Source organism: Stenotrophomonas sp. 05N37 (genome assembly GCF_056397365.1).
In genome coordinates this window covers 1,025,144-1,051,565 of the sequence record NZ_JBFTNG010000001.1, presented here as the reverse complement: position 1 = coordinate 1,051,565, position 26,422 = coordinate 1,025,144, and the positions used below count along the sequence as shown (strand labels likewise).

Here is a 26,422-nt window from a genome sequence, read left to right as displayed (position 1 = left end):
AGCACAGAATCTAACGTTTTCGCCCGGTCACCGCCAGAAGGGATACCCCGACCGTTGGTCGGCTGCGTTGCGTGGTCTTGCCGGGCCGGATCACGTCGGCGGATCCGGGGCCGCCGACGGGAGTCGAGGGGCGGAGACGATCAACTCAGGGGATCGGGCGCAGGGATCTGGAGCAGGGGATCTGGAGCAGGGGATCAGGGGCAGACGATCAAGAGCAGACGATCAGGAGCAGCCGACCAACGGTCGGCTCTACGGGAGGAAGAGTTCGACGACGTCGTTGGTGAAGCGTCGGCCCAGCTCGGTGGGTCGGGCGTGGTCGCCGTCCAGGGTCATCCAGCCGCGCGCGATGGCCGCCTGCAGCGGCGTGGCGATGGCCGCCCGTTCCAGGCCGGTGCGCGATTCGAAATCCTTCAGGGTGAAGCCTTCATGCAGCCGCAGCAGGTTGAGCATGTACTCGAACGGAAGGCGCGGCGCATCGATCACGTCGTCGCCGCCGATCGAGGCTGCGCTGCCGGCAGTGTCCATGAAGGTCTGGGGATGCTTGTGTTTCCAGCGGCGCAGCACGTGTTCTTCGGCACCGCTGCTGATCTTGCCGTGAGCACCCGCGCCGATCCCCAGGTAATCGCCGAAGCGCCAGTAATTGAGGTTGTGCTGGCTCTGCCGGCCGGGTTTTGCGTACGCGCTGACCTCGTACTGCGCATAGCCGGCCTCGGCCAGCATCCGCTGGCAGTGTTCCTGGATGTCCCACGCCGAATCCTCGTCGGGGATGCCCTGCGGCGGCTTTGCGAAGAACACCGTGTTCGGCTCCAGGGTGAGCTGGTAGTGCGACAGGTGCGTGGGCTGCAGCGCGAAGGCGCGCTCCAGGTCATGCGCGGCCTGCGCAAGCGTCTGCTGCGGCAGCGCGTACATCAGGTCGATGTTGAAGTTGTCGTAGCCGGCGTCCTGCGCCAGCTTCACCGCGCGCTCGGCCTCGCCACTGTCGTGGATGCGGCCCAGGCGCTTGAGCGCTTCGTCGTTGAAGGTCTGGATGCCGAAGCTGATCCGGTTCACCCCGGCGGCGCGGTAGCGGTCGAAGCGGCCGTGCTCGGCGGTGCCCGGGTTGGTCTCCAGGGTCACCTCCAGGTTGGGCGCGAAACGCAGCCGGGCCGAGGCGGCCTGCAGGAAGCGGTCGATCGCCTCGGGCGGGAACAGGCTGGGGGTGCCGCCCCCAAAGAACACGCTGCTGACCACCCGGCCCCAGACCAGCGGCAGGTCCTGGTCCAGGTCGCGGATCAGCGCGTCGATGTACGCCTCGAACGGCAGCTCGCCCTTGGCCGCGTGCGAGTTGAAGTCGCAGTAAGGGCACTTGCGCACGCACCACGGCAGGTGCACGTACAGCGACAGCGGCGGCGGGACCAGCCGCGGCGCGTGATCGTGGTCGCCCGGGCAGTGTTCGCCGGGCAGGTGGTCGCAGTGGTCGTGTGGCTGTGGCATGGAATTCAACGGTCGTGCCGGCCGCGGGCCGGCTCTCCAGGCATCATCAGGGAGGGCATTACAGCAAGGCGGGCAATGCCTGCTTGAGCAGCTGCAGGGCGATGGCGCGGTGGCTGATGGTGTTCTTCTGCGCCGGCTCCATCTCCGCCGCGGTCAGGCCATGCGCCGGGTCCAGGAACACCGGGTTGTAGCCGAAGCCGTGGCTGCCGCGCAGCTCGTCCAGGATCACCCCTTCCCAGCTGCCTTCGCAGATCAGCGGCTGCGGGTCGTCGGCGTGGCGCAGCAGCACGATCACCGCGTAGAAGCGCGCGGTGCGGCGTTCGGCCGGGACCCCGCGCAGCGCCTCCAGCAGCTTGGCGTTGTTGGCGGCATCGTTGGTGGGGCTACCGGCATAGCGCGCGCTGTACAGGCCGGGCGCGCCATCGAGCGCATCCACGATCAGGCCCGAGTCGTCGGCCAGCGCCGGCAGCCCGGTGCTCTGGCAGGCATGGCGCGCCTTGATCAGCGCATTCTCGACGAAGGTCAGGCCGGTTTCGGGCACGTCGCTGACGCCCAGCTCGCCCTGCGCGACGATCTGCAGTGGCAGGTCGCCGAGCATGGCCTGCAGTTCCTTCAGCTTGCCGGCGTTGCCGCTGGCCAATACCAGTTTCATCATTTCGGCTCCAGCAGATCCCAGGTGTTGCCGTAGAGGTCGCGGAACACCGCCACGGTGGCGTACACCTCTTCGCGCGGGGTTTCCAGGAATTCCACGCCCTGGGCGGTCATGGCCGCATGGTCGCGCTGGAAATCATCGGTGTTCAGGAAGAAGCCGACCCGGCCGCCGGTCTGGTTGCCGATCCGCGCACGCTGTTCGTCGGTGCTGGCGCGCGCCAGCAGCAGTGCCGCGGCGCTGCCGTCGGTCGGTCCGACCACCACCCAGCGCTTGTCGCCCTGGTCGATGTCCTCGATCAGGGCGAAACCGAGCTTGCCGGTATACCAGGCGATTGCCTCGTCATAGTCGGCCACCACCAGGGTGGTCAGGGCGATGCGACGGTTCATGCAGACGCCAGGGCGGCCTGCTGCGCCGCGAACAGGTCCTTGATTCCCTTCTCGGCCAGCAGCAGCAGCGCGTCCAGTTCATCGCGACGGAAGGCATGGCCTTCGGCGGTGCCCTGCAGTTCGATGAAGCCGCCGCCATCGTTCATGACCACGTTCATGTCGGTATCGCAGTCGCTGTCCTCGGCGTAGTCCAGGTCCAGCACCGGGGTGCCGCGGTACACGCCCACCGACACGGCCGCGACTGCGCCGAAGATCGGGTTGCGCTTGATGTCGCCGCGCTTGAGCAGGAAGTTGACCGCGTCGACCAGGGCCACGTAGGCGCCGGTGATGGCGGCGGTGCGGGTGCCGCCGTCGGCCTGCAGCACGTCGCAGTCCAGGGTGATGGTGCGCTCGCCGAGCGCGCCGCGGTCGATGCAGGCGCGCAGCGTGCGTCCGATCAGGCGCTGGATCTCCAGGGTGCGGCCGCCCTGCTTGCCACGGGCCGCCTCGCGGTCGTTGCGGGTGTGGGTGGAGCGCGGCAGCATGCCGTACTCGGCGGTGACCCAGCCTTCGCCCTTGCCGCGCAGGAAGCCCGGCACGCGGTTTTCCACGCTGGCGGTGCACAGCACGCGGGTTTCACCGAAGCTGACCAGCACCGAGCCCTCGGCGTGACGGGTGAAGGCGCGCTCGATGCGCACTTCGCGCAGCTGGTCGGCCTGGCGGCCGCTGGGACGGGGATCGGACATGCTTGGCTTCCGTAAGTCAGGGGATGCAGGGCCGCGCCCGGACCGGGGACCGGCAGGCGAGGAGGCTCTGAGAAGACCGCTAGGGTACCATTTGCACTTTGAGAGCACCGGAAACCCGCATGATTCGAAGCATGACCGCCTATGCCGGCGGCGAGCGCGCCACGCGCTGGGGCACGCTGGCCTGTGAGCTGCGCTCGGTCAACCACCGGTTCCTGGAGGTGGGCGTGCGCCTGCCCGAGGAACTGCGTGCGCTGGAGCCGCAGCTGCGCGAGCGGGTCGCCGCGCGCTGCAGCCGCGGCAAGATCGACCTGGTCATGCGCCTGCGGGCGCCGGAGGTCACCGGCGCGCTGGTGGTCAACGATGCGCTGCTGGGCCAGCTCGGGGAGCTGGCCACGCGGCTGGCGGCCGGGTTCCCCAGCCTGCAGGTGAGCTTCACCGAACTGCTGCAGGTGCCGGGCGTGATGCAGGGCGAGGCGGTGGACGCCGCCGCACTGCAGGCCGAGGCACTGGCCCTGCTCGAGAGCACCCTGGATGGCTTCGTGGCCGCGCGCGAGCGTGAAGGCGACAAGCTGGCCGCGGCCATCCAGGAGCGCGTGGACGGGGTGGAGCGCATCGCTGCCGAGGTCACCACGCTGATTCCGCTGATCCGCGAAGGCCAGCGCACCAAGCTGGCCGCGCGCCTGGCCGACCTGCCGCACCCGGTCGACCCCGGCCGCGCCGAGCAGGAGCTGGTGATGTGGCTGCAGAAGCTGGACGTGGATGAGGAGCTGGACCGGCTCGGCAGCCATATCGTCGAAATCCGCCGGGTGTTCACCCAGCGCGAGCCGGTCGGGCGCCGCCTGGACTTCCTGCTCCAGGAATTCAACCGCGAGGCCAACACGCTCGGGTCCAAGTCGGTGGACAGCCGCACGTCCAACGCCGCGGTCGAACTGAAGGTGCTGATCGACCAGATCCGCGAACAGGTGCAGAACATCGAATGAGCAGCCAGCCCACGCCCGTCGGTGCGCCCGCGCGCGGCACCCTGTACATCGTGGCCGCGCCCTCCGGGGCCGGCAAGAGCAGCATCGTCAATGCCACCCTGGCGCGCGATCCGCAGATCGCGCTGTCGATCTCGTTCACCTCGCGCGCCACGCGCCCGGGTGAGGTCAACGGCGAGCATTACCACTTCGTCAGCGCCGAGGAGTTCGAGCAGATGATCGCCGCCGGCGACTTCTTCGAGCATGCCTGGGTGCACGGCGACTGGAAGGGCACCGCGCGGCAGTCGGTCGAGCCGCAACTGGCCGCCGGCCAGGACGTCCTGCTGGAGATCGACTGGCAGGGCGCCCAGCAGGTCCGTCAGCTGGTGCCGGGCACGGTCACCGTGTTCATCCTGCCGCCGTCGAAGCAGGCGCTGCAGGACCGCATGCGCAAGCGCGGGCAGGACAGCGAGACGGTGATCGCCCAGCGCCTGGCCGCCGCGCGTGAAGAGATGCTGCACTTCAACGACTTCGACTACGTGATCGTCAACGAGGTCTTCGAGACGGCGGTGGACGAACTGTGCGCCATCTTCACCGCCAGCCGCCTGCGCCGGGAGGCCCAGAAGGTCCGCCACGCGGGCCTGATCCAGGCCCTGTTGACCCAGGATCAGCCCTAACTGACTGATTCCCAAGAGGGTGCTAGCGGGTTGGCTTGATTTTGTCCAGCCCCCGCGAGTACAATCCGTCCCCTTTCCCTCATTCGATTGAGCAACCGTCACTGGTTGCCGGGAGCCCGCATGGCCCGCATCACCGTAGAAGATTGTCTGGAAGTCGTGAACAACCGTTTCGAACTGGTCATGATGGCGTCCAAGCGCGCCCGTCAGCTGGCCAATGGCGTCCAGGCCACCCTGGACAACAGCGAAACCGAAGACAAGCCGACCGTGCTGGCGCTGCGCGAAATTGCCGCCCGCAAGATCGACAACGCCCTGATCGACGAAGTCGAGAAGGCCGAGCGCGAGCGTGCCGAGCGTGAAGCACTGGAATGGGCCGCTGCCGAAGTCGTCGCCGACGAAGACATGTCCAAGAACGACGACTGATCGCCCCGATCGTGCGTTGTTGCCAGAACAGCCCGCCTTGGCGGGCTGTTCTGCGTTTGGGCGCGGCACATCAGGGTGACGCTGCGTCGCGATCACGGTCGCTCGCCGCAGCGCGCCCCGCGATCACCGGCGGGCGATGACCACGGGGCGACGCATCGGGGGCGATTCCCCTGTTCAGATGTTTGCCGTTATCCCGCCGCTGGCATAGTCTTCCAGCCATGAACCCAGGCCCCACTGCCAAGGTCGCCACGCCCCCCGGCGCGGCCGTACCCGACTATGTCCTCCAGCTCGAACGCGCAGCGCATTACCTGCCGCCCGAGCAGCTGCCGTTGCTGCGCCGTGCCTGGGAAGTGGGTGCCTCCGCGCATGCCGGGCAGACCCGCAAGTCCGGCGAGCCCTACATCACCCATCCGGTCGCCGTGGCGCAGGTGCTGGCCGAGCTCGGCCTGGACGTGGAGGCGCTGATCGCCGCGATCCTGCACGACACCATCGAAGACACGCCGCTGACCCGCGAAGAACTGGCCGCCGAGTTCGGCGAAGCCGTGGCCGAGCTGGTCGACGGGGTCACCAAGCTGGACAAGCTGAAGTTCCGCGACCGCCAGGAAGCGGCCGCCGAGAGCTTCCGCAAGATGCTGCTGGCGATGTCGCGCGACCTGCGCGTGATCATGATCAAGCTGGCCGACCGCCTGCACAACATGCGCACCCTCGGCGCGCAGAGCCGCGAAGCGCGCGGCCGCATCGCCCGCGAAACCCTGGAAATCTACGCCCCGATCGCGCAGCGGCTGGGCATGAGCCTGGTCAAGAGCGAACTGCAGAACCTGGGCTTCAAGGCGCTGTACCCCTGGCGCCACGCGATCCTGGAAAAACACATCCGCAGCCAGCCGGTGGTCCGCCGCGAGGCGATGGCGCAGGTGGAAGTGCAGCTGAGCCAGCGCCTGGCCAAGGAAGGGCTGGAACACCGCCTGGTCAGCCGCATCAAGACCCCGTGGAGCATCTACAACAAGATGCACGACGAGAACAAATCCTTCGACCAGGTCATGGATGTGTTCGGTTTCCGCCTGGTCGTCCGCAACGTGCCCAGCGCCTACCACGCGCTCGGCGCGGTGCACGCCACCTTCAAGCCGCTGGACGGGCGCTTCCGCGACTTCATCGCGATCCCCAAGGCCAACGGCTACCAGTCGCTGCACACGGTGCTGTTCGGGCCGTATGGGTCGCCGATCGAGGTGCAGATCCGCACCGAGGAGATGGACCTGATCGCCGAGCGCGGCGTGGCCGCGCACTGGACCTACAAATTCGGCGGCGACTCGCCCAACAGCGCGCAGAGCCGCGCGCATGCGTGGATCGTGGAACTGATCGACTCGCAGCGCGCCGCCGGCTCGTCGCTGGAGTTCCTGGACAACGTCAAGGTCGACCTGTTCCCGGACGAGGTCTACCTGTTCACCCCGAAGGGCAAGATCCTGGCCCTGCCGCGCAATTCCACCGCGCTGGACTTCGCCTACGCGGTGCACACCGACGTGGGCAACATGGCCGTGGCCTCGCGCGTGGACAAGAAGCTGGTGCCGCTGCGTACCAAGCTGGTCAGTGGACAGACGGTGGAGGTGATCACCGCGCGTTCGGCCACGCCCAAGCCGCAGTGGCTGGAGTTCGTGGTCAGCTCCAAGGCACGCACCGCGATCCGCCACCAGCTCAAACAGCTGGAACACGAAGACGCGGTGCAGCTGGGCCACCGCATGCTCGACCGCGCGCTGGAGGCGATGGACAGCTCGCTGGAGCGCCTGCCGAAGGGGCGCCTGGATGCGTTCCTGGCCGAACACCGGTATCCCCGCCTGGAGGCCCTGCTGGCCGAGGTGGCACTGGGCAACTGGATGCCCAACCAGGCCGCGCAGGCACTCATGGCCTATGCCGAATTGCGTGGCGGGGCGCATTCGCGCCATTCGCAGGAAAAGATCCTGATCAACGGCAGCGAGCGTGGCGTGGTCAGTTTCGCCAACTGCTGCCAGCCGATCCCCGGCGACGACATCATGGGCTACCACACCGCCGGCAAGGGCATCGTGGTGCACCGCATGGATTGCCCCAACCTGGCCGAGTTGCGCAAGTCGCCCGAGCGTTGGGTGCCGATCGGCTGGGACACCACCGTGTCCGGCGATTACGACACCGCGTTGGTGGTGGAAGTGGAGAACGGCACCGGCGTGCTGGCCCAGCTGGCGGCGGCGATCGCGCAGAGCCACTCCAACATCGAGCGGGTGGACTACCTGGATCGCGATTTCAACGCGGCGGTGCTGGCGTTCAACATCCAGGTCCGCGACCGCAACCATCTGGCCGAGGTCATGCGCAGGCTACGGCGGTTGTCGGTCGTGCAATCGGTCCGCAGGCAATAAGCCGCGTCCCGTGAGACGACGGTCGGTAGAGCCGACCGCCGGTCGGCTGCCCGCACGCCCTGCGGCGATGATCGCCCCACGGTAGAGCCGACCGTTGGTCGGCTGCCCGCACACCCCGCGGCGATGATCGCCCCACGGTAGAGCCGACCGTTGGTCGGCTACCCGCACACCCCGCGGCGATGATCGCCCCACGGTAGAGCCGACCGTTGGTCGGCTACCCGCGCACCCTGCGGCAACGAGCCCCACGGTAGAGCCGACCGTTGGTCGGCTACCCGCGCACCCCGCGGCGATGATCGACAGGGTCGGCCTGCCGGCCAACCGTCTTCGTCATTCTCCAGTCAGCCGACCAACGGTCGGCTCTACCGTGGATCGCGGCGTCGATCGCGGGTCGATCGTGGCATTGATCGCGGGTCGATCGTGGCGTTGATCTCGGCTCTGATCACGGCTCTGATCTCGGCCCCGATCGCGGCTTCGGCGCTACAATTGCGCTCCCCCTTTTGAACCGTGGAGCGTCCATGTCCCGCCAGATCATCACCAGCGCCAAGGCCCCGGCCGCGATCGGCCCGTATTCGCAGGCCGTGCGTGCCGGCAATACCGTGTATTTCTCCGGCCAGATCCCGCTGGACCCGGCCACCGGTGAGATCGTCGGTGCCGGCGACGTTGAAGCCCAGGCGCGGCGCGCCTTCGACAACCTCAAGGCCGTGGCCGAAGAAGCAGGCGGCTCGCTGGACAAGATCGTGCGCCTCGGCCTGTACCTGACCGACCTGGCCGAGTTCGCCAAGGTCAATGCGGTCATGCAGGACTACTTCCAGGCCCCGTTCCCGGCCCGTTCCACCATCGAAGTGTCCGGCCTGCCGAAGGCCGCCAACTTCGAGGTCGATGCGGTGATGGTGCTCGACCAGGCCTGACGTGGCGCGGTCACGGGCTCCTGCACCGGCACTGGCCGCGGCCGGGGAAGCGTCGTTGTCGATGCTTTCCGGGATCGGCCCGGCGGTGGCCACCAAGCTGGAGGCCCGTGGCCTGTCCTCGTTGCAGGACCTGTGGCTGCATCTGCCGCTGCGCTATGAAGACCGCACCCGGCTGACCACCATTGCCCGGTTGCAGCCGGGCGTGGCGGCGCAGGTGGAAGGGCGGGTGAGCGCGGTCGAGCGCGGTTTCCGCGGTCGGCCGGTGCTCAAGGTCGCCCTCGAAGACGAATCCTACGGCACCCTGGTGCTGCGCTTCTTCCACTTCCGCGCCCAGCAGGTATCGCAATTCGCCGTCGGCACGCGCATCCGCTGCTACGGCACCGCCAAGCCCGGGCATCTCGGGCTGGAAATCGTCCACCCCAGCTACCGGGTGATGGGCAGCAACGACGACGACGAACTCGGCGACAGCCTCGATCCGGTTTACCCGGCCATCGAAGGGGTCGGCCCGGCCACGCTGCGCCGGTTCATCGGGCTCGCACTGGACCGGCTGCCGGAGGAGTCCACGCTGGAGCTGCTGCCACCCGACTGGCTGTCCGGGCTGGGCCTGCCCTCGCTGCGCAGCGCGTTGCTGACCGTGCACCGCCCGCCGCCGGACGCCGACCTGGGCGCGCTGGCCGCGGGCCGGCACCCCGCGCAACGTCGCCTGGCGATCGAAGAACTGCTGGCCCACCACCTCAGCCTGCGCCGCCAGCGCATGGCGTTGCAGGCGCACCACGCACCGTCGTTGCGCGGGCAGGGCGCGCTGGTCCGGCAACTGCGCGACAGCCTGCCGTTCCAGCTCACCGGCGCGCAGCAGCGCGTGTTCGAGCAGATCCGCAAGGACCTGGGCAAGGCGCATCCGATGCTGCGCCTGGTGCAGGGCGACGTCGGCTCGGGCAAGACCGTGGTCGCCGCGTTGGCCGCGATGCTGGCGGTGGAGCGCGGCAAGCAGGTCGCCTTGGCGGCGCCGACCGAACTGCTTGCCGAGCAGCATCTGAACAACCTGCGCGCCTGGCTTGAGCCGCTGGGCGTGCGCACCGCGTGGCTGGCCGGCAAGGTCACCGGCAAGGCGCGCAGCAAAGTGCTGGCCGAGGTCGCCTCGGGCGAGGCGCAGGTGGTGGTCGGTACGCACGCATTGATGCAGGACAGCGTGGTATTCAAGGACCTGGCCCTGGCCATCGTCGACGAGCAGCACCGCTTCGGCGTGCATCAGCGTCTTGCGCTGCGCGACAAGGGTGCCGACGGGCGCAGCGTGCCGCACCAGCTGGTGATGACGGCGACGCCCATTCCGCGCACGCTGGCGATGTCCGAGTACGCCGACCTGGATGTCTCGGCCATCGATGAACTGCCGCCGGGCCGCACCCCGGTGCAGACGGTCGCGCTCAACAACGACCGCCGCCCGGAACTGATCCAGCGCATCGCCCTGGCCTGCCGCGAAGGGCAGCAGGTGTACTGGGTATGCACGCTGATCGAGGAGAGCGAGGAACTGGACGCCACGCCCGCCCAGGCCACCTTCGAATCGCTGCAGGCGTTGCTGCCGGGCGTGCGCGTGGGGCTGGTGCACGGGCGGCTGAAGGCCAGCGAGAAACTGGCCACGATGGTGGCGTTCAAGGCCGGCCAGATCGACCTGCTGGTGGCCACCACCGTCATCGAAGTGGGCGTGGACGTGCCCAATGCCTCGTTGATGATCATCGAAAACGCCGAGCGGCTCGGCCTGGCCCAGTTGCACCAGTTGCGCGGGCGGGTAGGGCGGGGCTCGGCGGTATCGCGCTGCGTGCTGCTGTACCAGGCGCCGCTGTCGGCGATGGCGCGCGAGCGCCTGGAAACCATGCGCCAGACCAACGACGGGTTCCTGATCGCCGAAAAGGACCTGGAACTGCGCGGCCCCGGCGAGCTGCTGGGCACCCGCCAGACCGGCCTGGCCGGCTTCCGCATGGCCGACCTGGCCCGCGACGCGGACCTGCTGCCGGGCGTGCATGACCTGGCCGAGCGATTGCTGGCCGAAGCCCCGGACGTGGCCGACAAAATCGTGCGCCGCTGGATCGGCACGGCGGTGCGCTACGCCTCGGCATAGCGCCCGCCGCCTGGCTCCCTGCCGGCCGCGAAGCGGGCCCGCCGGTCGCGGCCATGGCAAACCAAGCAGCCGCCCTGGACAGCGCCACCGGCACCCGGTCACCCCCGCCTTGTATTTGTCATGACAGGGTGCGAAAGTCCCTTGCCGATTATCAAGACGGCAACGATGAGCAAGAAGATTCCGCTGTTGATCGACACCGACCCGGGTGTCGATGATGCCCTGGCCCTGTTGATGGCCTTCGCCGATGAGCGCCACGACATCGTCGGCCTGACCATCGCCGCCGGCAACGTTGGCCTGGACCACACGGTCCGCAACGCCCTGAAACTGTGCGAAGTGGCTGGCCGCGAAGACGTGCCGGTCTATGCCGGCACCCCCGATCCGCTCCTGCACCCGTCGGTCGATGCCGCCCACGTGCACGGCGCCGACGGCTTCGGCGATGTGAACCTGCCGGCCGCCAAGCGCCAGGCCGAGGCCGAACACGCCGCCCTGGCGATCCTGCGCCTGTCGCACCAGTACGCCGGCGAGCTGTTCCTGGTCGCGCTCGGTCCGCTGACCAACCTGGCCCTGGCGCTCAAGATGGACCCGACCCTGCCGCAGCGCGTGAAGCGCTTCCTGGTCATGGGCGGTGCGGTCACCTGCCACGGCAACATCACCCCGGCGGCCGAGTTCAACATCGCCTTCGATCCGGAAGCCGCGCACGTGGTGTTCACCGGCTTCCCGCACATCGAAGTGGCCGACTGGGAAGCCACCGTCGCCCACGGCCTGCTGCATGCCGACGTGGAGAAGTGGCTGGCCGCCGATACCGACAAGGCCCGCTTCTACGAGCTGATCTCGCGCCAGACCCGGTTGTGGTCCGAAGACAGCCGCGGCGAGCGCTGGTTTGCCGCCGATGCCCTGGCCATGGCCTGGGCGCTGCAGCCGGAAGGCGCGCTGCGGGTCGAATCGCGCCCGCTGAACGTGGAACTGGCCGGCGTGCACAGCCGAGGTGCTACCATTGTCGACTGGAACCGCCAGACCGGGCAGCCGGACAACACCCAGCTGCTGATGGCCTACGACCAAGGGCGTTTTGAAGCCCAGGTCCGGGCGGCACTCGGCGCCTGACGGCGCCGCTGCGGCGGACCTTTCGCACGGCTGATGGTCCCGGCTTGCCCTTGGTGGCATCCGGGGCTATAATGCCGCTCTTGACCACCAGCCCTTATTACGGTGCGCGCCCATGAAGGCCGATATTCATCCGAACTACCGCGACGTGGTTTTCCACGACGTTACCTCTGATTTCAAGATTCTGACCCGTTCCACCATGGCCACCAAGGAAACGGTGAAGTGGGAAGACGGCAACGAGTACCCGCTCGTCAAGGTTGAAATTTCCTCGGCTTCGCACCCGTTCTACACGGGCAAGCACAAGGTCATCGACACCAGCGGCCGTATCGACAAGTTCCAGAAGCGTTTCGGCAAGCCGGCGCCGACCGCAGCCTGAGTTGTCGCTGCAGTTGCATGAAAACAACGGTCGCCTTGGCGGCCGTTGTTTTTTGCTGTCTGGCGTATGGAGCGGCTGCGTCGCTGCGCCTCTGTATCTGAACGCCAGCTGGCGACGTCGCCAGGCCGGTGCAACGGTGTGTCCGGACAAAAACGTCCTGATCCGCCGCAGCCCTTGCGCTGCCTGGCGGCAAGCACCCGACGCAGGTCCGTATCCGCGTCTACGACTTCCGTCCTAGGGCGGCAGAAATGTTGCTGTGCGATAATGGCGGGATCCACGATAACGATCGTGGACTTCCTTCACGTGCCTGCCCCATGCGCTTGGGCGGGCGCCTTCCCTCGAGGAGCGCACACAGTGTCCGATCTTGATCAGGTCACGCTCAACGCCGGCGACAAGTCGGTTGTTCTGCCAGTCATCAAACCCACGCTCGGCAACGATTGCGTCGATATCTCGAAGCTGACCAAGGAAACCGGTCTCTTCACGTACGACTCCGGCTTCACCGCCACCGCCAGCTGCAAGTCCGCCATCACCTATATCGACGGTGACAAGGGCGTGCTGCTGTATCGCGGCTATCCCATCGAGCAGCTGTCTGAAAAGTCGAGCTACGTCGAAGTGGCCTACCTGCTGATCAATGGCGAGCGTCCGAGCGCCGAGCAGCTGAAGGCCTTCACCGACGAGCTGGCCGCCGAAGCCGATGTGGATCCGTCGATCAACACGCTGATCGGCAGCTTCGCCAAGGATGCCCATCCGATGGCCATCCTGACCGCCGCCATCGCGCAGCTGTCGGGCATTTACCACGCCTCGCTGGACCTGTCCGACGCCGAACAGCGTCGCCACGCCGCGGTGCGCCTGATCGCCAAGGTGCCGACCCTGTCGGCCCTGATCTACCGCCACGGCAAGGGCCTGCCGGCCAACAAGCCGGACACCTCGCTGGATTACGTCAGCCGCTTCCTGAAGCAGACCTTCGAGTCCGCCGATGGCCAGTACGCGCTGAACCAGGACGTGGTCAAGGCGCTGGACCTGCTGTTCATCCTGCACGCCGACCACGAGCAGAACGCCTCGACCTCGACCGTGCGCCTGGTCGGTTCGACCGGTGCCAACCCGTATGCGTCGGTTGCCGCGGGCGTCACCGCGCTGTGGGGGCCGGCCCACGGCGGTGCCAACGAAGCCGTGCTGAAGATGCTGGAAGAAATCGGCTCGGCCGACAACGTCGAGTCCGCGGTGCTCAAGGCCAAGGACAAGACCTCCGGCTTCCGCCTGATGGGCTTCGGCCACCGCGTGTACAAGAACTTCGACCCGCGCGCCAAGGTCATCGGTGAGATGACCGGCAAGGTGCTCAAGCAGCTGGGCGTGCAGGATCCGCTGCTGGACGTGGCCGTCAAGCTGGAACAGGCCGCGCTGCAGGACGACTACTTCGTCGCCCGCAAGCTGTACCCGAACGTCGATTTCTACAGCGGCATCATCTACAAGGCGCTGCAGATCCCGACCGAAATGTTCACCGTCATGTTCGCCCTGGGCCGTACCTCCGGCTGGGTCGCGCATTGGCTGGAACAGCAGGTCGATCCGGAAATGAAGATCGGCCGTCCGCGCCAGGTCTACACCGGCAGCGACGTGCGTGACTACCAGGGCTGATCGCCCCGGTTGATCCGCCGATGAAAAAACGCCTCCGCAAGGGGGCGTTTTTTTTGGATGACGCGGACTCACCGTCGTCCGCGTCGGGGGCGGGAGCGGCATTGGGATGGGATGCAGATCGACACGGACGATCTACCCAGGCGCTCCATGGCGGCATACACGCCGGTTGAACGGCATGGCACGGTCGATACCCATCGGATAGCGCCGCGATAGCGATCTGCAGCACGTCCGCGGCCTCGCGCTGCGCTGAGAGTGGCATGTGCACTGGCACGCCGTCGGCAGGAAACCTGATACCCGACGCACCCCGTGTCGGGCGAGGCTATGCGTTGCCGTCCCCGCGGCCTGCATGGCACGGGCGCGCTAGCGCAGATCCGGTGCTGCTGCACTGATTCTGCGCACTTTGCCGGAATGCACTTCAATAGCCTTCGCATACTGAAATGGAGATCGGCTGAAAGACGTCATCCCGCGACGGAATCAGCGGTCATGCCTGCGCTGCAAAACACCGCCATTCTACGAGCGCCCCCGCAACGCCGTCCCAAAAATGCCGCATCGGATTCATTGCAGTGGCGCTGAACCCCAAAGTCGGTTCCAGAACGACATATCCCATTGATTTTTAAGAATGGTTGAATAGGGCCTGCACGAACTGATTACTAACATGAATGCGCTCTCATCGTCGGCCGCCGGCGGCGAAAGCGCCTCCTGAGTGGAGGCTCCCCAATCCCCAAGGAGCGATCATGTTCAATCATTTCAAGAAGGCCGCCTTGGCTCTGGCGTTGGCCAGTGCCTCGATGTCCGCCCATGCCGTGCAGGCCGATATCACCGTGTGGGCCGACGTCGACCCGACGCTGGCGCTGCTCAAGGCTGACGGCACCCCGCTGACCGACGTGGTCGAGATGTCCTACCGCCCGGGCACCGCCGCTACGGCTGGCCTGACCCCGTGGAGCGAGCGCGTGCGCGTGTTCTCCAACGACATCGCCAAGGACATCACCGTCAGCCTGGGCAGCGACGCCGCCCTGCTGCCGGAATCCACCGGTGGCGCCGCGGCCAAGGTGGACCTGACGGTGAGCCTCAACGGTATCGAACTGGGCACCGCCGGCAAGGATTTCACCGCAGCCACGCTGTACCCGGGTTCGGACATGCCGGGCGCCTCCAAGGCGATGGATCTGCGCATCGAGCAGAAGACCCCGGGCATCATCGCCACCGGCGGCAAGTACAAGGGCATCGTCAGCGTCATCATGGTGCTGAAGTCGTAATCCAGGCTTGAGCGGTGCAGTCGCCGCCCTGGGCGGCGGCTGCGCTGCGGGCAACTGCCATGCACACACACCCACTCTCCCACTCACGCCTTGCGATCGCGCTGTCGCTGGCGCTGGTCTGTGCACCTGTGTGCGCACGGCCGGTGCCGGCCGGCTTCGAAGAGCTTGCAGCCGGACAGATCGAACGCCTGGATGTGCGCTTGATGGGGCGCTCGGCAGGGGTGTGGCCGGTGTTCGTGACGCCGGAAGGCGTGCGTCTGATGGACCCTGAGCCGGTACTTGCCGCGCTGGAGCTCAGCGAGGATGCCAAGGCCGTTCTTGCGCCTGCGTTGAGTCACACGCTGCCGCGCAATGGCCACCTGGCCTGCCAGAACACGGCGCCGGAAGCGGGCTGTGGCTATCTCGCACCGCCGGAAGATCCGGCCACCGTGGGCGTGATCCACGACGAAAGCGAAGGCGTGCTCAATCTCTTCCCGGCGCGGCAGTGGCTGCCGGCGGCAGGACCGGAGCGCGAGCGCTACCACCGCCCCAACGAGCGCGCGCAGAACGCTTTCATCCACCAGCAGATGCTCAACGTCAGCGGTGGCAGCGGCCACATGAGCCTCTCGGCGCTGGGCAACGGCACGGTCGGCGTGCTGCGTAGCGCGTACGTCGGCGTGGACTGGAACTACAACCGCCAGCAGAACCGTGGCTATGGCAGCCGCGATGATTTTTCGTTCAACGATTTCTATCTGCGCCATGACGTCGCGCGTACCCATTACGTGCAGGTCGGCCGCATGGATCGACGCAACCTGTCCAGCTCGCAGGGCGGCAACTTCGCCTTCGGCATGCTCCCGCTCGACCGCTTCGAAGGCGCGCGCTTCGGAACGACACAGGCGTATCTCGACCAGGCCGTGGTCGGGCAGGGCAGCCCGCTGACCGTGCTGCTCAGCCGCAACGCCCGGGTGGATGCCTATGACGGCGAGCGCCTGCTGCAGACGTTCTACCTGGAAAGTGGCATCAACGATCTCGATACCACGCGGTTCCCGGCGGGCAGCTACATCGTCAGCCTGCGCATCTTCGAAGATGGCACCCTGGTGCGTACCGAAGATGCGCCCTTCAACAAATCCGGCGTTACCTGGGATGACACCAGCGTGCAGTGGTTCGTGCAGGGCGGCCGCCTGATCACGCGCGATGCGCGCCACCACGAGGGTGCCGTCCAGGCCGGCCTGCGCATGCCGCTGCGGCCCAACCTGGCCATGACGGTCGGCTCCGCCATCGTCGACAAGGTCGCCTATGGCGAGCTGCGCCTGGAGGGCCGCAAGGCCTTCGGCACCCATGAATTCATCGGCAGCAGCGCCATGCTGCGCGGCGATGACGGCAGCCGCGGTCTGCAGCAGCAGGCGAGCTACCGCCACCGCATGTCCGGCACGGTCTACCACCAGCGCATGCGCGGTGGCGCCTGCACCGGCAACTACCTCAACCCCGAATCGCTGGGCTGCAGCGATGCGTTGAGCGCCTCGCTGTCCGTACCGCTGGCCGGCGGCAACCTCTATTTCGGCTTCACCCGGCGTACCACCTATACCTTGGGCCGCGAGCGCAATGACGTGCCGTGGTTCGACGGCGGTCTGCCGCCCATCGCGCCCTGGCAACCCGGCGATCGCCAGGGCCAGCTCAGCCGCACCCTGCAGGCCAGCTACAGCCGCACCTTCCAATGGCGCGGCATGAGCATCGCCACGCGCACCGGTGCATTCACCCAGCACACCGGCGCCACCGAGGGGCCCCGCCGTGATACCGGCGTGTACCTGAATCTGGCGGTGTCGCGCGTGGTGCGTACGCCCATGACCACCCGCCAGGACCGTATCGGCGTGGACCTGCAGCATGGCCGCGACGAGCAGCCGGACATCGGCTACCGCATCGGCCGCACCCGCCGCTGGGAGTGGGGCACCGGCTACCGGGAGCTGGGCGGCGAGGTCAGCGGTTACAGCAATGATCAGAAGAGCGCCAGCGGCAGCCTGCGCCAGCAGGACGACTACGGCGCTACCGCTGCGGCGGTGTCGCATTACCGCAGCCGCCAGCATTCGGATACGGCCTACACCGCCACCCACACCTCCTCGTTTGCGTGGGGGCGTTCGGGCCTGTTCTGGGGCAGCGAATACGGCAGCGGTGCCGGAGTCGCGGTGCAGGTGCAGAGCCCGGAAGACCTGGAACTGCACGGCCAGGCGGCCGAAGTGCGCGTGGCCGGCGCCCGCCGCCAGCTGCTGCGCTTCGGCCAGCGCCGCCTGCTGCCGCTGAGCACCTACACCCTTACCCGTGCAGAAGTACAGGACGTCAGCTCGCACGATGTCGCCGCCGCCGTCCGCGTGGACGGCCAGGGTAGCGGCCAGAACCTGTTCCTGCCCCCTGGAAAGATCTGGATGATGCCGATCGAACTTGACCTCACCTACACCTTCATCGGCAGCGCCCACGACGACGAGGGCATCGCCCTGCAGGGTGCCCGGATTCTCAACGCGCCGCTGCCCACGCTTGGCAACGATGGCGGCTTCATCGCCGATTTCCCGCAGCGCGAACGAACGCTGTATCTGTTGAAGGAAAGCCGCCTGATGGAATGCCCGCTGCAGGTGCGCGAGCAACGCAGCGTGGTGTTCCTGGTGGGCGCGGTGCGCTGCCAGCCCCTGGCGGTGGATCGCCTGCCGGCGAAGATCCAGCAGCAGGCACGCGTGCAGCGGTTGTTGCGCGAGCAGAAGCTGGGCGAGCAGATGCCGTCGGTGGCTGGGCGGAGGGCGCAGCTGTGAGAGGCACGTTGCTTGTTCTCTTCCTAGCCGTTCTAGGGATGCCCCTTGAGGCAGCCGCACAACGTCCGCCGGAGGTCTTACCCAGTGATCGACATGAAAGGATTGCACTGAGCTTCGACCGCTCGGCAGTTCCAGGTGACCAAGTTCTCCTGCCTCGTCGAACTATCCTCGGCCACAGCTATGCGGCGAGCGAAGGTCTCGGTGCTATCTACCTAGTTTGCAAATCGCAATCAGATTCGGAAAGAGGTAAGTGCCCCACGGCAGACACTTCAGAAGCAAATGCCTACGTTAGCTCGGTGCCTCTGCGCTTCACAGAGCGCAGAAGCGGACTAACTACCGATCTGAATGTCCGCGGATTCCTGACCCGGATCGATGGCGTTAGAAGCTGCTACTTCGAATACTGGGCAGATGATCAATTCCCTTTGTGGACGTCAGTTGGGCCTGACTGTTTGGGCAGCCCGCCAGTTGGGACAGGTGCGGAACTGACCTTGGAATCCGCGGAGCTATTGAAGCTGGTCGCTGGTAAATGGGATGCCAAGCTGGAGTTGCAGATGCAAAAGGAAGGGATGGCATTGGCGTCACAGACATTCACCTTCGAACTCGTTATTACCGACCACGATCGCGTCAGCATCTACTTCCCCGAGTACGACCAGGCTACGCCGCACGTCGGTTTGAACGTGAAGTACAACCCGTTCCCGACGCCCACCATCGCGGGCAAGCGCGAGCTGGAGATGTGCCTCTATGACGGTCTGGGCTCGCAGAGCAACTATCTGGAAGTAACGATCAGCGATTCTGGCCGGGCAGCACCTGGACGACCGCTTGACCGGTTCTCCGTCTGGCATGAGGGCGGCGGCGGTGAAGAGCGGGACCGCTTGGACTACAAGATCCAACTGCAGCACGCCGGCGTACCGATTTCGATGGAAAACGGCCGCCTGCAGCCGTTGAGCGGCATCGATACCGCTGACCTGCGCCTGGTGGTGCTGCCCGGCATGTCCCAGCCCGTGTACTGCGTGCCCACGCCCTTGACGCTGGAGATGCCGCGTGTGGATGCCTCCACCAAGGCCAACGGCTACTACTCGGGCAACCTGAGAATCCTGATGAACGTTCCCACCACCACGCCGTGATGGCTTCCAACCGAGACACCGCAATGAACAGCGCCACCGCCCGGCTGAGGGCGCTTCTTCTCCTGCTGGCCGCCGCCGTCGCCGCGCCCGCGCAGGCCAATCTCACCGTGCACCCGATGCGGCTGCCGGTGCACGACGGCCGCGCGGGCCAGATCCGGGTGTACTCGCAGACCAGCAAAGTGCAGTACGTGCAGACCCGGGTGCTGCGTCTGGACCAGCCCGGCACGCCGGAGGAAAAAGAGGTTGAAGTGAGTCCTGGCAACCAGGACGGCGTGGTGGTCACCCCCGGCAAGTTCGTGCTGGCCAGCGGCGGCAACCGCCTGGTGCGGGTGATCTCGCTGGAATCGGTCCGCCAGGAGACGCCCTACCGCGTCTACTTTGAGGGCGTCCCGCCGCCGCAGGAGGAAACCACCGACGAGGCGACTGAAACGCCGACGGCCAATGTGGGCGTGAGCCTGATCTGGGGCGCCCTGGTCCATGTCATTCCTGCCCAGCCAGTGCCGGATATGCGCATCGACGGTAACGAGCTGCACAACATCGGCAACGTTCGTCTGGGCGTCACCCACATCCAGGCCTGCACGGCCCCGAGACACTGCACCGAGCACACCCTGGAGCGCAGCTTGTATCCGGGCGCGCGAATGGCGCTGCCGTTCGATCCCGGGCAGCAGGTCCAGCTCATTGTTTCCTACCGTCTGAGCTATCAGGGCTACAAGAACTACACCCGCACGCTGACGCCGTAGCCGCAGGCGTCACCCCGAATCTCCACCTGCAGCCACGGCATCGGCCGTGGGCGGCAGCGCTTTGCCTGACATTCCCTTCCACTCCATGGAGCTTCTGCCGTGAATCGAATCTACCGCCTTATCTGGAACACTGCCCTAGGCTGCTGGACCGTCGCCAGCGAGAACACCAAGGGCCGCGGCAAGCGCGCCAGTGGCGCACGCGCCGTTGCAACCGCCGCTGTTGCGCTGGTGCTTTCGCTGCCGGTCATGGCTGCGGACGATCCCGCTGTGGACGATGCCGAAGGGCAGTCGCGGTTCACCGTGGTGCCGGAAGCCGTCATGTCGCCGTTCGCAGCGCAGGGCATCGCACCGCGAGCCGTCGCGGGCATCCTCAGTACGCACTATCAGAATGCCATCACCTCCGATACGTCATATAAAAACGCGACGCTGAGCGGCGATCATTCCATCGTGCTCGGCTCGCGGGCCACGGTAGGTGGCGGGTATGCCACCGGTTACGGGAACCAGGTCTATGTCAGCGGCAGCGAGGCCAGTGGCTTTGGTTTCCTGGCCGTCGCCCAGGGCCGCGGCGCTACCGCCCTTGGTTCGTATGCAAATGCACTGAAACCCGATGGTACGGCCATCGGCTACAGAAGCCGTTCTGGTGGCTCGTCGTCCACCGCGATCGGCAGCCATGTTATGGCGAACGGCAATCATTCGCTGGCCGCCGGCACCTCCTCTGTCGCTTCGGGCGCGCAATCCATTGCGATGGGCGTCTCGGCAGTTGCTTCCGAGAACTACACCACCGCAATCGGTAATGAAGCCAAGGCCGCGGGGTACAGCTCCATTGCGATGGGACCCTATGCCGTTTCGTCTGGCAGCCATTCCATCGCCGTGGGTGACCGCGCGTCCGTCACGGCCGGCGGCATCGACGGCGTTGCGTTGGGCAGGAATGCCGGTGTGACCGCAAGCGGGGGCGTTGCGCTGGGATACGGCTCTTTGGCGACGGTAGCCAACACCGTCTCGGTGGGTAACGCAACCTCACAACGCAAGATCGTCAATGTTGCTGACGGAGCGCTGACCGCAAGCAGCACCGATGCGGTTACCGGCAAGCAGCTCTACGCCACCTCGTCCAAGCTGACCAGTCAGCGCACAGCGATCGGCCAGGGCGCCGTGGCCTCTGGCACCTCCGACACCGCCATCGGCTATGCGGCCTCGGCCACGGGCACATACGGCAATGCGATGGGCTACAACGCCACTACCGCCGGCGCCAATGCCGTGGCGATCGGCACGTTGGCCAAGGGCGCCGCCAACGGTGCCGTGAGTCTTGGCAATCGCGCCGAGGTGGATGCCACCTCGACCAACAGCATTGCCATGGGGAGCGGTGCCAAGGTCAACGCCAATGCAGCGGGTTCGGTGGCGCTGGGCAATGGCTCAGTCGCTGCGGTGGGAAACTCAGTGTCGGTCGGTAATGCGACGGTGAAGCGCAGTATCGTCAATGTGGCTGATGGTCTGGTTGCAGCCGGTAGCTCGGAGGCGGTGACCGGCAATCAACTGTTTGCGACCCATCAAAGGCTGGCCGGTGCCCAGGTGCAGCTCGGCAAGGATGCAAGCGCCACCGGAGGCAACGCCGTTGCACTGGGCAATGCTGCCAAAGCAGAAAGCTGGTCGGCGGTCGCCATCGGCCTGGAGTCGCAGGCCTCAAAGGAGTACTCGGCAGCGCTGGGCCACAAAGCCAAGGCAACGGGCAGCACGTCCACTGCCATTGGCTACGAAGCGGCAGCGACAGGCGGCGGCACCATCGCCATGGGCAAACTGGCCAAGGCCAGCGGCGACGCCGCTACGGCGCTTGGCTACGAGACTGCCGCCGCCGGCAAGATGTCTGTCGCGCTCGGCGCGCAGGCCACGTCAACGGCCGATACCTCCATTGCCATAGGCTACAAAGCCACCGTCAACGCCACAGCAACCGGCGCCATTGCCCTTGGCAACGGGTCGGTGGCATCGGTCAGCAACACCGTGTCTGTGGGCAGCAGCACGCTGCAGCGCAAGATCGTCAACGTCGCTGACGGCACGCTGGCGGCAGGCAGCAAGGAAGCAGTCACCGGCGGGCAGCTGCACAGCACCGACCAGAAGGCGGTTACCGCAGGAAACACCGCGACCACGGCGAACACCACCGCCAATGCCGCCAAGACGGCCGCCGCTACCGCCACCACGACGGCCAACACGGCCAACACCACCGCCAACACCACGGCCGCCAAGCTGACCAGCGCGCAGACAGCGCTGGGCAAGGGCGCCGTTGCCACGGGCACCGATGCCACGGGCGTGGGCATCAACGCAAAGGCGACCGGGGCCAACGCCACGGCAATGGGCACTGGCGCGGAAAGCGTGGGCTCCTCTGCCGTGGCGGTTGGCGCAGGCGCCAAGGCGATGACCAGCGGCGCGGTTGCCTTGGGTCAATCTGCCAGCGCTTCGCAGGCCAATGCCCTGGCGGGGGGTGTCTCCGCGGTCGCCAATGGTACCGGGGCCATCGCGCTGGGCAACAAGGCCAATGCCTCCAATGCCCAGGCAACGGCGATGGGTACGCAGGCCTCCGCAAGCAACTCCTACGCCAGCGCGGTGGGCTATCAGGCCACCGCCAGCGGCTCCAGCTCGGTAGCCATCGGCTCTGTTTCCAATGCCGCAGCCCAACACTCGCTGGCCTTCGGCGACCGTGCATCCGTTGCGGCGACCTCCGCAGCGGGCATGGCGCTCGGCCGCAATGCCAAAGTGGATGAAAACGCCAGCGGAGCCGTAGCACTGGGCACCGGATCGGTCGCGACGGTGAGCAACACGGTGTCGGTGGGTAGTGCCACGATGAAGCGCAGGATCGTGAACGTGGACGATGGCCTGGTCGCCTCCGGCAGTTCGGAGACGGTGACCGGCAATCAGCTGTTTGCCACCAACCAGGCCGTCACCAAGGTGCAGGGGCTGGTCTCGGAAGCCGCCGTCAATGGCACGGTGCGGCTGGGCATTACCAACACCGGCAACCGTCTGGACGTGCGCAACCAGGCCAATGCCAACCGCGTTCTGACGGGCTTGAGCAACGGCGCAGTGACCAGCTCCAGCACGGAGGCGGTGACCGGCAGCCAGCTGCACGCCACCGAAGGCAAGGTGACCACTGCCGACACCAAGGCCGTGGCAGCACAGACCTCGGCCACGGCGGCCGCAACCGCAGCGGCCAAAGCCCAGACCGGTGCCGATCTGGCCAACAGCCTGGTGAAGCAGACCGCGGCAAACGGCAGCGTGCGTCTGGGTGCTGAGAACACCGGCCGTGGGCTGGATGTGCGCAATAAGAGCGACCAGACCCGGACGATCTCGGGCCTGACCGACGGCGCAGTGACGGCGACCAGTACGGACGCGGTGACGGGCAAGCAACTCCACACCACGGATGGCAAGGTGACTGCAGCCGACACAAAGGCCGTAGCAGCACAGAGCACCGCTGATGGCGCCAAGGGCGATGCCGCGGCGGCCCTTCAGCGGATCGCCAGCGCCAAGGCCATCATTGGCGCCAGTGCGACCGCAGCGGGCAGCAATGCCAACGCGATGGGTTACGAAGCACAGGCGGGCGGCTCGCACAGCAATGCCGTTGGCTTCCGGGCCAAGGCGGCCGGTACCAATGCCGTCGGCCTCGGCACCATGGCCGATGCCGCAGCAGACGACGCCATCGCCATGGGTAACCGCACCGTCGTGGATGCCGGTTCGAAGGGTGGCGTCGCGCTGGGTGCCGGGGCCAAGGTGGAGGCGGGTGCCAGCAATGGCGTCGCCCTGGGCCAGGGTTCGGTCGCCGCGTCGGGCAATGCGGTATCGGTGGGCAACGCTACCACCAAGCGCAAGATCGTCAATGTGGCCGACGGTCTCGTGGCGAACAACAGCAATGAAGCCATCACCGGCAGCCAGCTGAAGACCACCAACGATCTGGTTGCCGCCCAGGCGGCCGCCGTGTCGGCCAATGCCGAGAAGATCGATGGCAACCGCAGCAGCATCGAAGGCAACCTCGCCGGGATCGGAACCAATCGCACGGGGATCGAAACCAATCGCACCGGCATTGATACCAACCGGACCGGCATCGCGACCAATCGCACCAGCATCGATTCCAACCGCGCCAACATTGGCGTGAACCGCGACGACATTGCGGCACTGCGCAGTGACTTTGAGGGCTTTGTGCCGGACCTGGAAGGCGCGGTGACGTTCAATGAAAATCGCACGATCGTGGATCTGGACAACGCGCGGATCAGCGGGCTGTCGGCTGGGGATATCAGCCATGCTGGAAGCAAGGATGCGGTGAATGGGGGGCAGTTGTTTGCAACGAACACTCGCGTTAACAGTCTCGAGGAACAGCATCGGTTCCTTTTTGTATCCTCTGACGCGTTCAGCGAAGCGGCAAGCGCCGGTAGGGGCGGGGTAGCGATCGGTGATTCCGCGGAGGCATCGATTGAAGGAGAAGGTGGGACAGCAGTGGGCAGCTTCTCGAAAGCGCAGGCCAGCAACTCGGTTGCATTGGGGCGAGCCGCCCATGTTCAGCGGGGGGCAGATGGTGGATTTGCACTCGGCACGAGGTCGCTGGTTGAGGTGACGCACGGCGTCGCCCTGGGCACAAGCAGTGAAGTCAAGGCTGAGGCTACTAATAGTATTGCTCTTGGATATCGCTCAATTGCCACTGAAGCCGACAGCCTATCCATCGGTAATGACGGAGCTACCGGTCTGAAGCGGCGTATCGTCAACGTGGGCCGCGGCACGCGGGACGACAGCGCTACTACAGTCGCACAGCTTCGGGAGGCAGTTGATGGGCTGGGCGGTGGCGCGACGGTAGACGCGTCCGGCACGGTGACGCGCCCTGGGTACGTATTGAGCCTAGGCACGCATGCCAATGTCGGCTCCGCGCTTCTGGCGCTTGATTCCGCCATCACCACAACCACCTCCGACATCGACGCGCTGGGCAACCATGTCAACCGGCTGTTCCAGGAAGAAGCCAGCACGCGCGCAGACGGCGCAGGCCGTCTGGCGCTGGGCGGTGCACAGGGCATGGTGCTGGGCAATGTGGCCGCCGGCCGGATTGATGCAGGCAGCCGTGACGCCGTGAACGGTGGGCAGCTGCATGCCACGAACCAGAAGGTGGGCGAGAACCGCAGTGAGATTTCCGATCTGCGCGCAGCACTGGATGGGATGCAGCCGCGCACCGCACGTAGCTTGATGACGGAGGGCGGACCGGTGTTCGACTTCGGTGGCACGCGCCTTGCCGGTGTGGGGGCGGGCGATATCTCGTCGGCGGAGAGCAAGGATGCTGTGAACGGTGGGCAGTTGTTTGCAACAAACTCACGGATAGCCGGAATTGAAAAGCGGAACGAGTTCTTCACTCTAGGCGACAACGCTGAGGGAAGTGCTGCTTTCGCAACTGAATACGGTATAGCTGTTGGGGGGAGCGCCGAGGCTTCCGCGAATGGCGCTCTCGCGATCGGCAGCTTCGCAATCGCGGCAGCGACCAGTTCAGTGGCGCTTGGCCGGGGCTCATATGTCTCTGAGGACGGTGTAGAAGGATTTGCCCTCGGTACGGGTACTCGCGTATCCGCAGACTCAGGTCTCGCAATTGGTGCGAAAAGCGTTGTCGATCATAATGCGGTGGGAGGTGTAGCACTTGGCAACAGGTCAGTCACAACCGAGCGAGACACCGTGTCTGTCGGTAACGACACTCTCAAACGCCGCATCGTCAACGTAGCCAACGGCACCGCAAACCACGACGCCGCCACCGTCGGCCAGCTCAAGCGCATCGCGTCGGTCTTCGGTGGCAGCGTGGATGCCAACGGCAACCCGGTCACGCCGTCGTTCAACGTGCAGGGTGGCGAGTACCGCACCGTCGGCGATGCGCTCACCGCGCTGGATACCTCGGTGGCGGACAACGAGAAGTCGCTGGCCTCGCTGGATCGCAACTTCAACCGCCTGTTCCAGGAAGACCCCACCGCCCGTACCGACGGCCCCGGTCGCCTGAACCTGGGCGGCGCCCACGGCATGGTCCTGGGCAACGTGGCCAACGGCCTGATCGCCTCCGGCAGCCGCGATGCGGTCAACGGCGGGCAGCTGTACGAGGTGCAGAAGAACCTGCAGGGGCAGATCGACACCCTGGAAGGGCGCGGCGCCGAGCCGGTCGCGATGATGAGCCGGATGGGCGCACCGGTGGCGATGTCCGCCGATGCACCGGTGACCACCAGCGAGACTGCGCCGGCGCCGTCCCCGGCCCCGGTGGAAACCCCGGTGGCCAAGGTCGACACGCCCGAGCCGGTGGTCAAGACCGAGGGTGACAATGCCGTGGCCGTGGGCAGCGAGGGCAAGGAGCGCAGCATCCGCCACGTGGCCAAGGGCACCGCCGATACCGATGCGGTCAATGTGCGCCAGCTCAATGATGTGCTCACCCAGTCCAACGAGTACACCGATCTGGCGGTGGAAGGCTTGAACAAGCGCCTGGATGGCATGGACAAGCGCTTCAATCGGATGGCGGCGATGAGCAGCGCGCAGAGTGCGATGGCGATGAACACCGCCGGCCTGAATACCTACAACCGCCTCGGCGCGGGTGTGGGCCATTCCGATGGCGAATCGGCCCTGGCGGTGGGCTACCAGCGGGTGATGAACGAGCGTGGCTCGGCCACCTTCAGCCTCAATGGGGCGTTCACCAACAGCGGCGAGAAGACCGTGGGCGTGGGCGTGGGCATCGGCTGGTAAACACGAGGGGC

18 protein-coding genes are annotated in these 26,422 nt (G+C 66.5%); 14 read left to right on the top strand and 4 right to left on the bottom strand.

Annotation, left to right across the window (positions count from 1 at the left end; translation table 11 throughout):
• Positions 1–249: 249 nt before the first annotated feature.
• The 4 genes from hemW to rph are packed head-to-tail and all read right to left on the bottom strand — an operon-like array spanning position 250 to position 3,236.
• On the bottom strand, positions 250–1,473 hold the full coding sequence (gene hemW, locus AC1DGC_RS04570; RefSeq protein WP_478047303.1) for a radical SAM family heme chaperone HemW: 1,224 nt from the start codon (positions 1,471–1,473) through the stop codon (positions 250–252).
• 58 nt (positions 1,474–1,531) lie between these two features.
• On the bottom strand, positions 1,532–2,128 hold the full coding sequence (gene rdgB, locus AC1DGC_RS04565) for an RdgB/HAM1 family non-canonical purine NTP pyrophosphatase (protein WP_478047302.1): 597 nt from the start codon (positions 2,126–2,128) through the stop codon (positions 1,532–1,534).
• Entirely contained in the window at positions 2,125–2,511 is a 387-nt protein-coding gene (locus AC1DGC_RS04560) for a VOC family protein (RefSeq protein WP_394164560.1), read from the bottom strand. Before AC1DGC_RS04560 ends, rdgB begins: the two co-directional genes overlap by 4 nt.
• Positions 2,508–3,236, bottom strand: a complete 729-nt coding sequence (rph, locus tag AC1DGC_RS04555; RefSeq protein WP_259207464.1) for a ribonuclease PH — start codon at positions 3,234–3,236, stop codon at positions 2,508–2,510. Before rph ends, AC1DGC_RS04560 begins: the two co-directional genes overlap by 4 nt.
• 119 nt (positions 3,237–3,355) lie before the next feature.
• Here rph and AC1DGC_RS04550 point away from each other — a divergent pair, with 119 nt between their 5' ends.
• The 14 genes from AC1DGC_RS04550 (at position 3,356) to AC1DGC_RS04485 (ending at position 26,411) form a co-directional block, all read left to right on the top strand.
• Positions 3,356–4,216: a YicC/YloC family endoribonuclease gene (locus AC1DGC_RS04550; protein ID WP_259207463.1), complete on the top strand. Its 861-nt coding sequence runs from the start codon at positions 3,356–3,358 to the stop codon at positions 4,214–4,216.
• Positions 4,213–4,869, top strand: a complete 657-nt coding sequence (gene gmk, locus AC1DGC_RS04545; RefSeq protein ID WP_259207462.1) for a guanylate kinase — start codon at positions 4,213–4,215, stop codon at positions 4,867–4,869. The genes AC1DGC_RS04550 and gmk overlap by 4 nt, the downstream gene beginning before the upstream one ends.
• A 120-nt stretch (positions 4,870–4,989) precedes the next feature.
• A complete protein-coding gene (rpoZ, locus tag AC1DGC_RS04540) occupies positions 4,990–5,289 on the top strand; it encodes a DNA-directed RNA polymerase subunit omega (RefSeq protein WP_005410877.1) in 300 nt (99 codons plus the stop codon).
• Positions 5,290–5,507: 218 nt separating this feature from the next.
• Positions 5,508–7,667 carry a RelA/SpoT family protein gene (locus AC1DGC_RS04535; RefSeq protein WP_259207450.1) on the top strand — a complete coding sequence of 720 codons (2,160 nt, stop codon included), beginning with the start codon at positions 5,508–5,510 and terminating at the stop codon, positions 7,665–7,667.
• Between the two features lie 515 nt (positions 7,668–8,182).
• The gene (locus tag AC1DGC_RS04530; protein WP_259207448.1) at positions 8,183–8,575 is read left to right on the top strand and encodes a RidA family protein; all 393 of its coding nucleotides are present in this window, start codon (positions 8,183–8,185) and stop codon (positions 8,573–8,575) included.
• A gap of 1 nt (position 8,576) precedes the next feature.
• A complete protein-coding gene (recG, locus tag AC1DGC_RS04525) occupies positions 8,577–10,688 on the top strand; it encodes an ATP-dependent DNA helicase RecG (RefSeq protein WP_478047301.1) in 2,112 nt (703 codons plus the stop codon).
• A 165-nt stretch (positions 10,689–10,853) separates the two neighbouring features.
• Positions 10,854–11,789 carry a nucleoside hydrolase gene (locus AC1DGC_RS04520; protein WP_478047300.1) on the top strand — a complete coding sequence of 312 codons (936 nt, stop codon included), beginning with the start codon at positions 10,854–10,856 and terminating at the stop codon, positions 11,787–11,789.
• 112 nt (positions 11,790–11,901) lie between these two features.
• Positions 11,902–12,162 (top strand): type B 50S ribosomal protein L31, encoded by a 261-nt coding sequence (locus AC1DGC_RS04515; RefSeq protein WP_259207440.1) that lies wholly within the window; start codon positions 11,902–11,904, stop codon positions 12,160–12,162.
• Positions 12,163–12,516: 354 nt separating this feature from the next.
• Positions 12,517–13,794 (top strand): citrate synthase, encoded by a 1,278-nt coding sequence (locus AC1DGC_RS04510; protein ID WP_478047299.1) that lies wholly within the window; start codon positions 12,517–12,519, stop codon positions 13,792–13,794.
• Between the two features lie 734 nt (positions 13,795–14,528).
• Entirely contained in the window at positions 14,529–15,047 is a 519-nt protein-coding gene (locus tag AC1DGC_RS04505) for a CS1 type fimbrial major subunit (RefSeq protein ID WP_478047298.1), read from the top strand.
• Positions 15,048–15,106: 59 nt separating this feature from the next.
• Positions 15,107–17,821, top strand: coding sequence for a TcfC E-set like domain-containing protein (locus AC1DGC_RS04500; RefSeq protein ID WP_478047297.1), 2,715 nt, complete (start codon positions 15,107–15,109; stop codon positions 17,819–17,821).
• A gap of 38 nt (positions 17,822–17,859) precedes the next feature.
• Positions 17,860–18,945 carry a CfaE/CblD family pilus tip adhesin gene (locus AC1DGC_RS04495; protein WP_394164599.1) on the top strand — a complete coding sequence of 362 codons (1,086 nt, stop codon included), beginning with the start codon at positions 17,860–17,862 and terminating at the stop codon, positions 18,943–18,945.
• 23 nt (positions 18,946–18,968) lie between these two features.
• Complete coding sequence (locus tag AC1DGC_RS04490; protein ID WP_478047296.1) at positions 18,969–19,685, top strand: pilus assembly protein; 717 nt, start codon at positions 18,969–18,971, stop codon at positions 19,683–19,685.
• Between the two features lie 99 nt (positions 19,686–19,784).
• The gene (locus tag AC1DGC_RS04485) at positions 19,785–26,411 is read left to right on the top strand and encodes an ESPR-type extended signal peptide-containing protein (protein ID WP_478047295.1); all 6,627 of its coding nucleotides are present in this window, start codon (positions 19,785–19,787) and stop codon (positions 26,409–26,411) included.
• Positions 26,412–26,422: the final 11 nt, after the last annotated feature.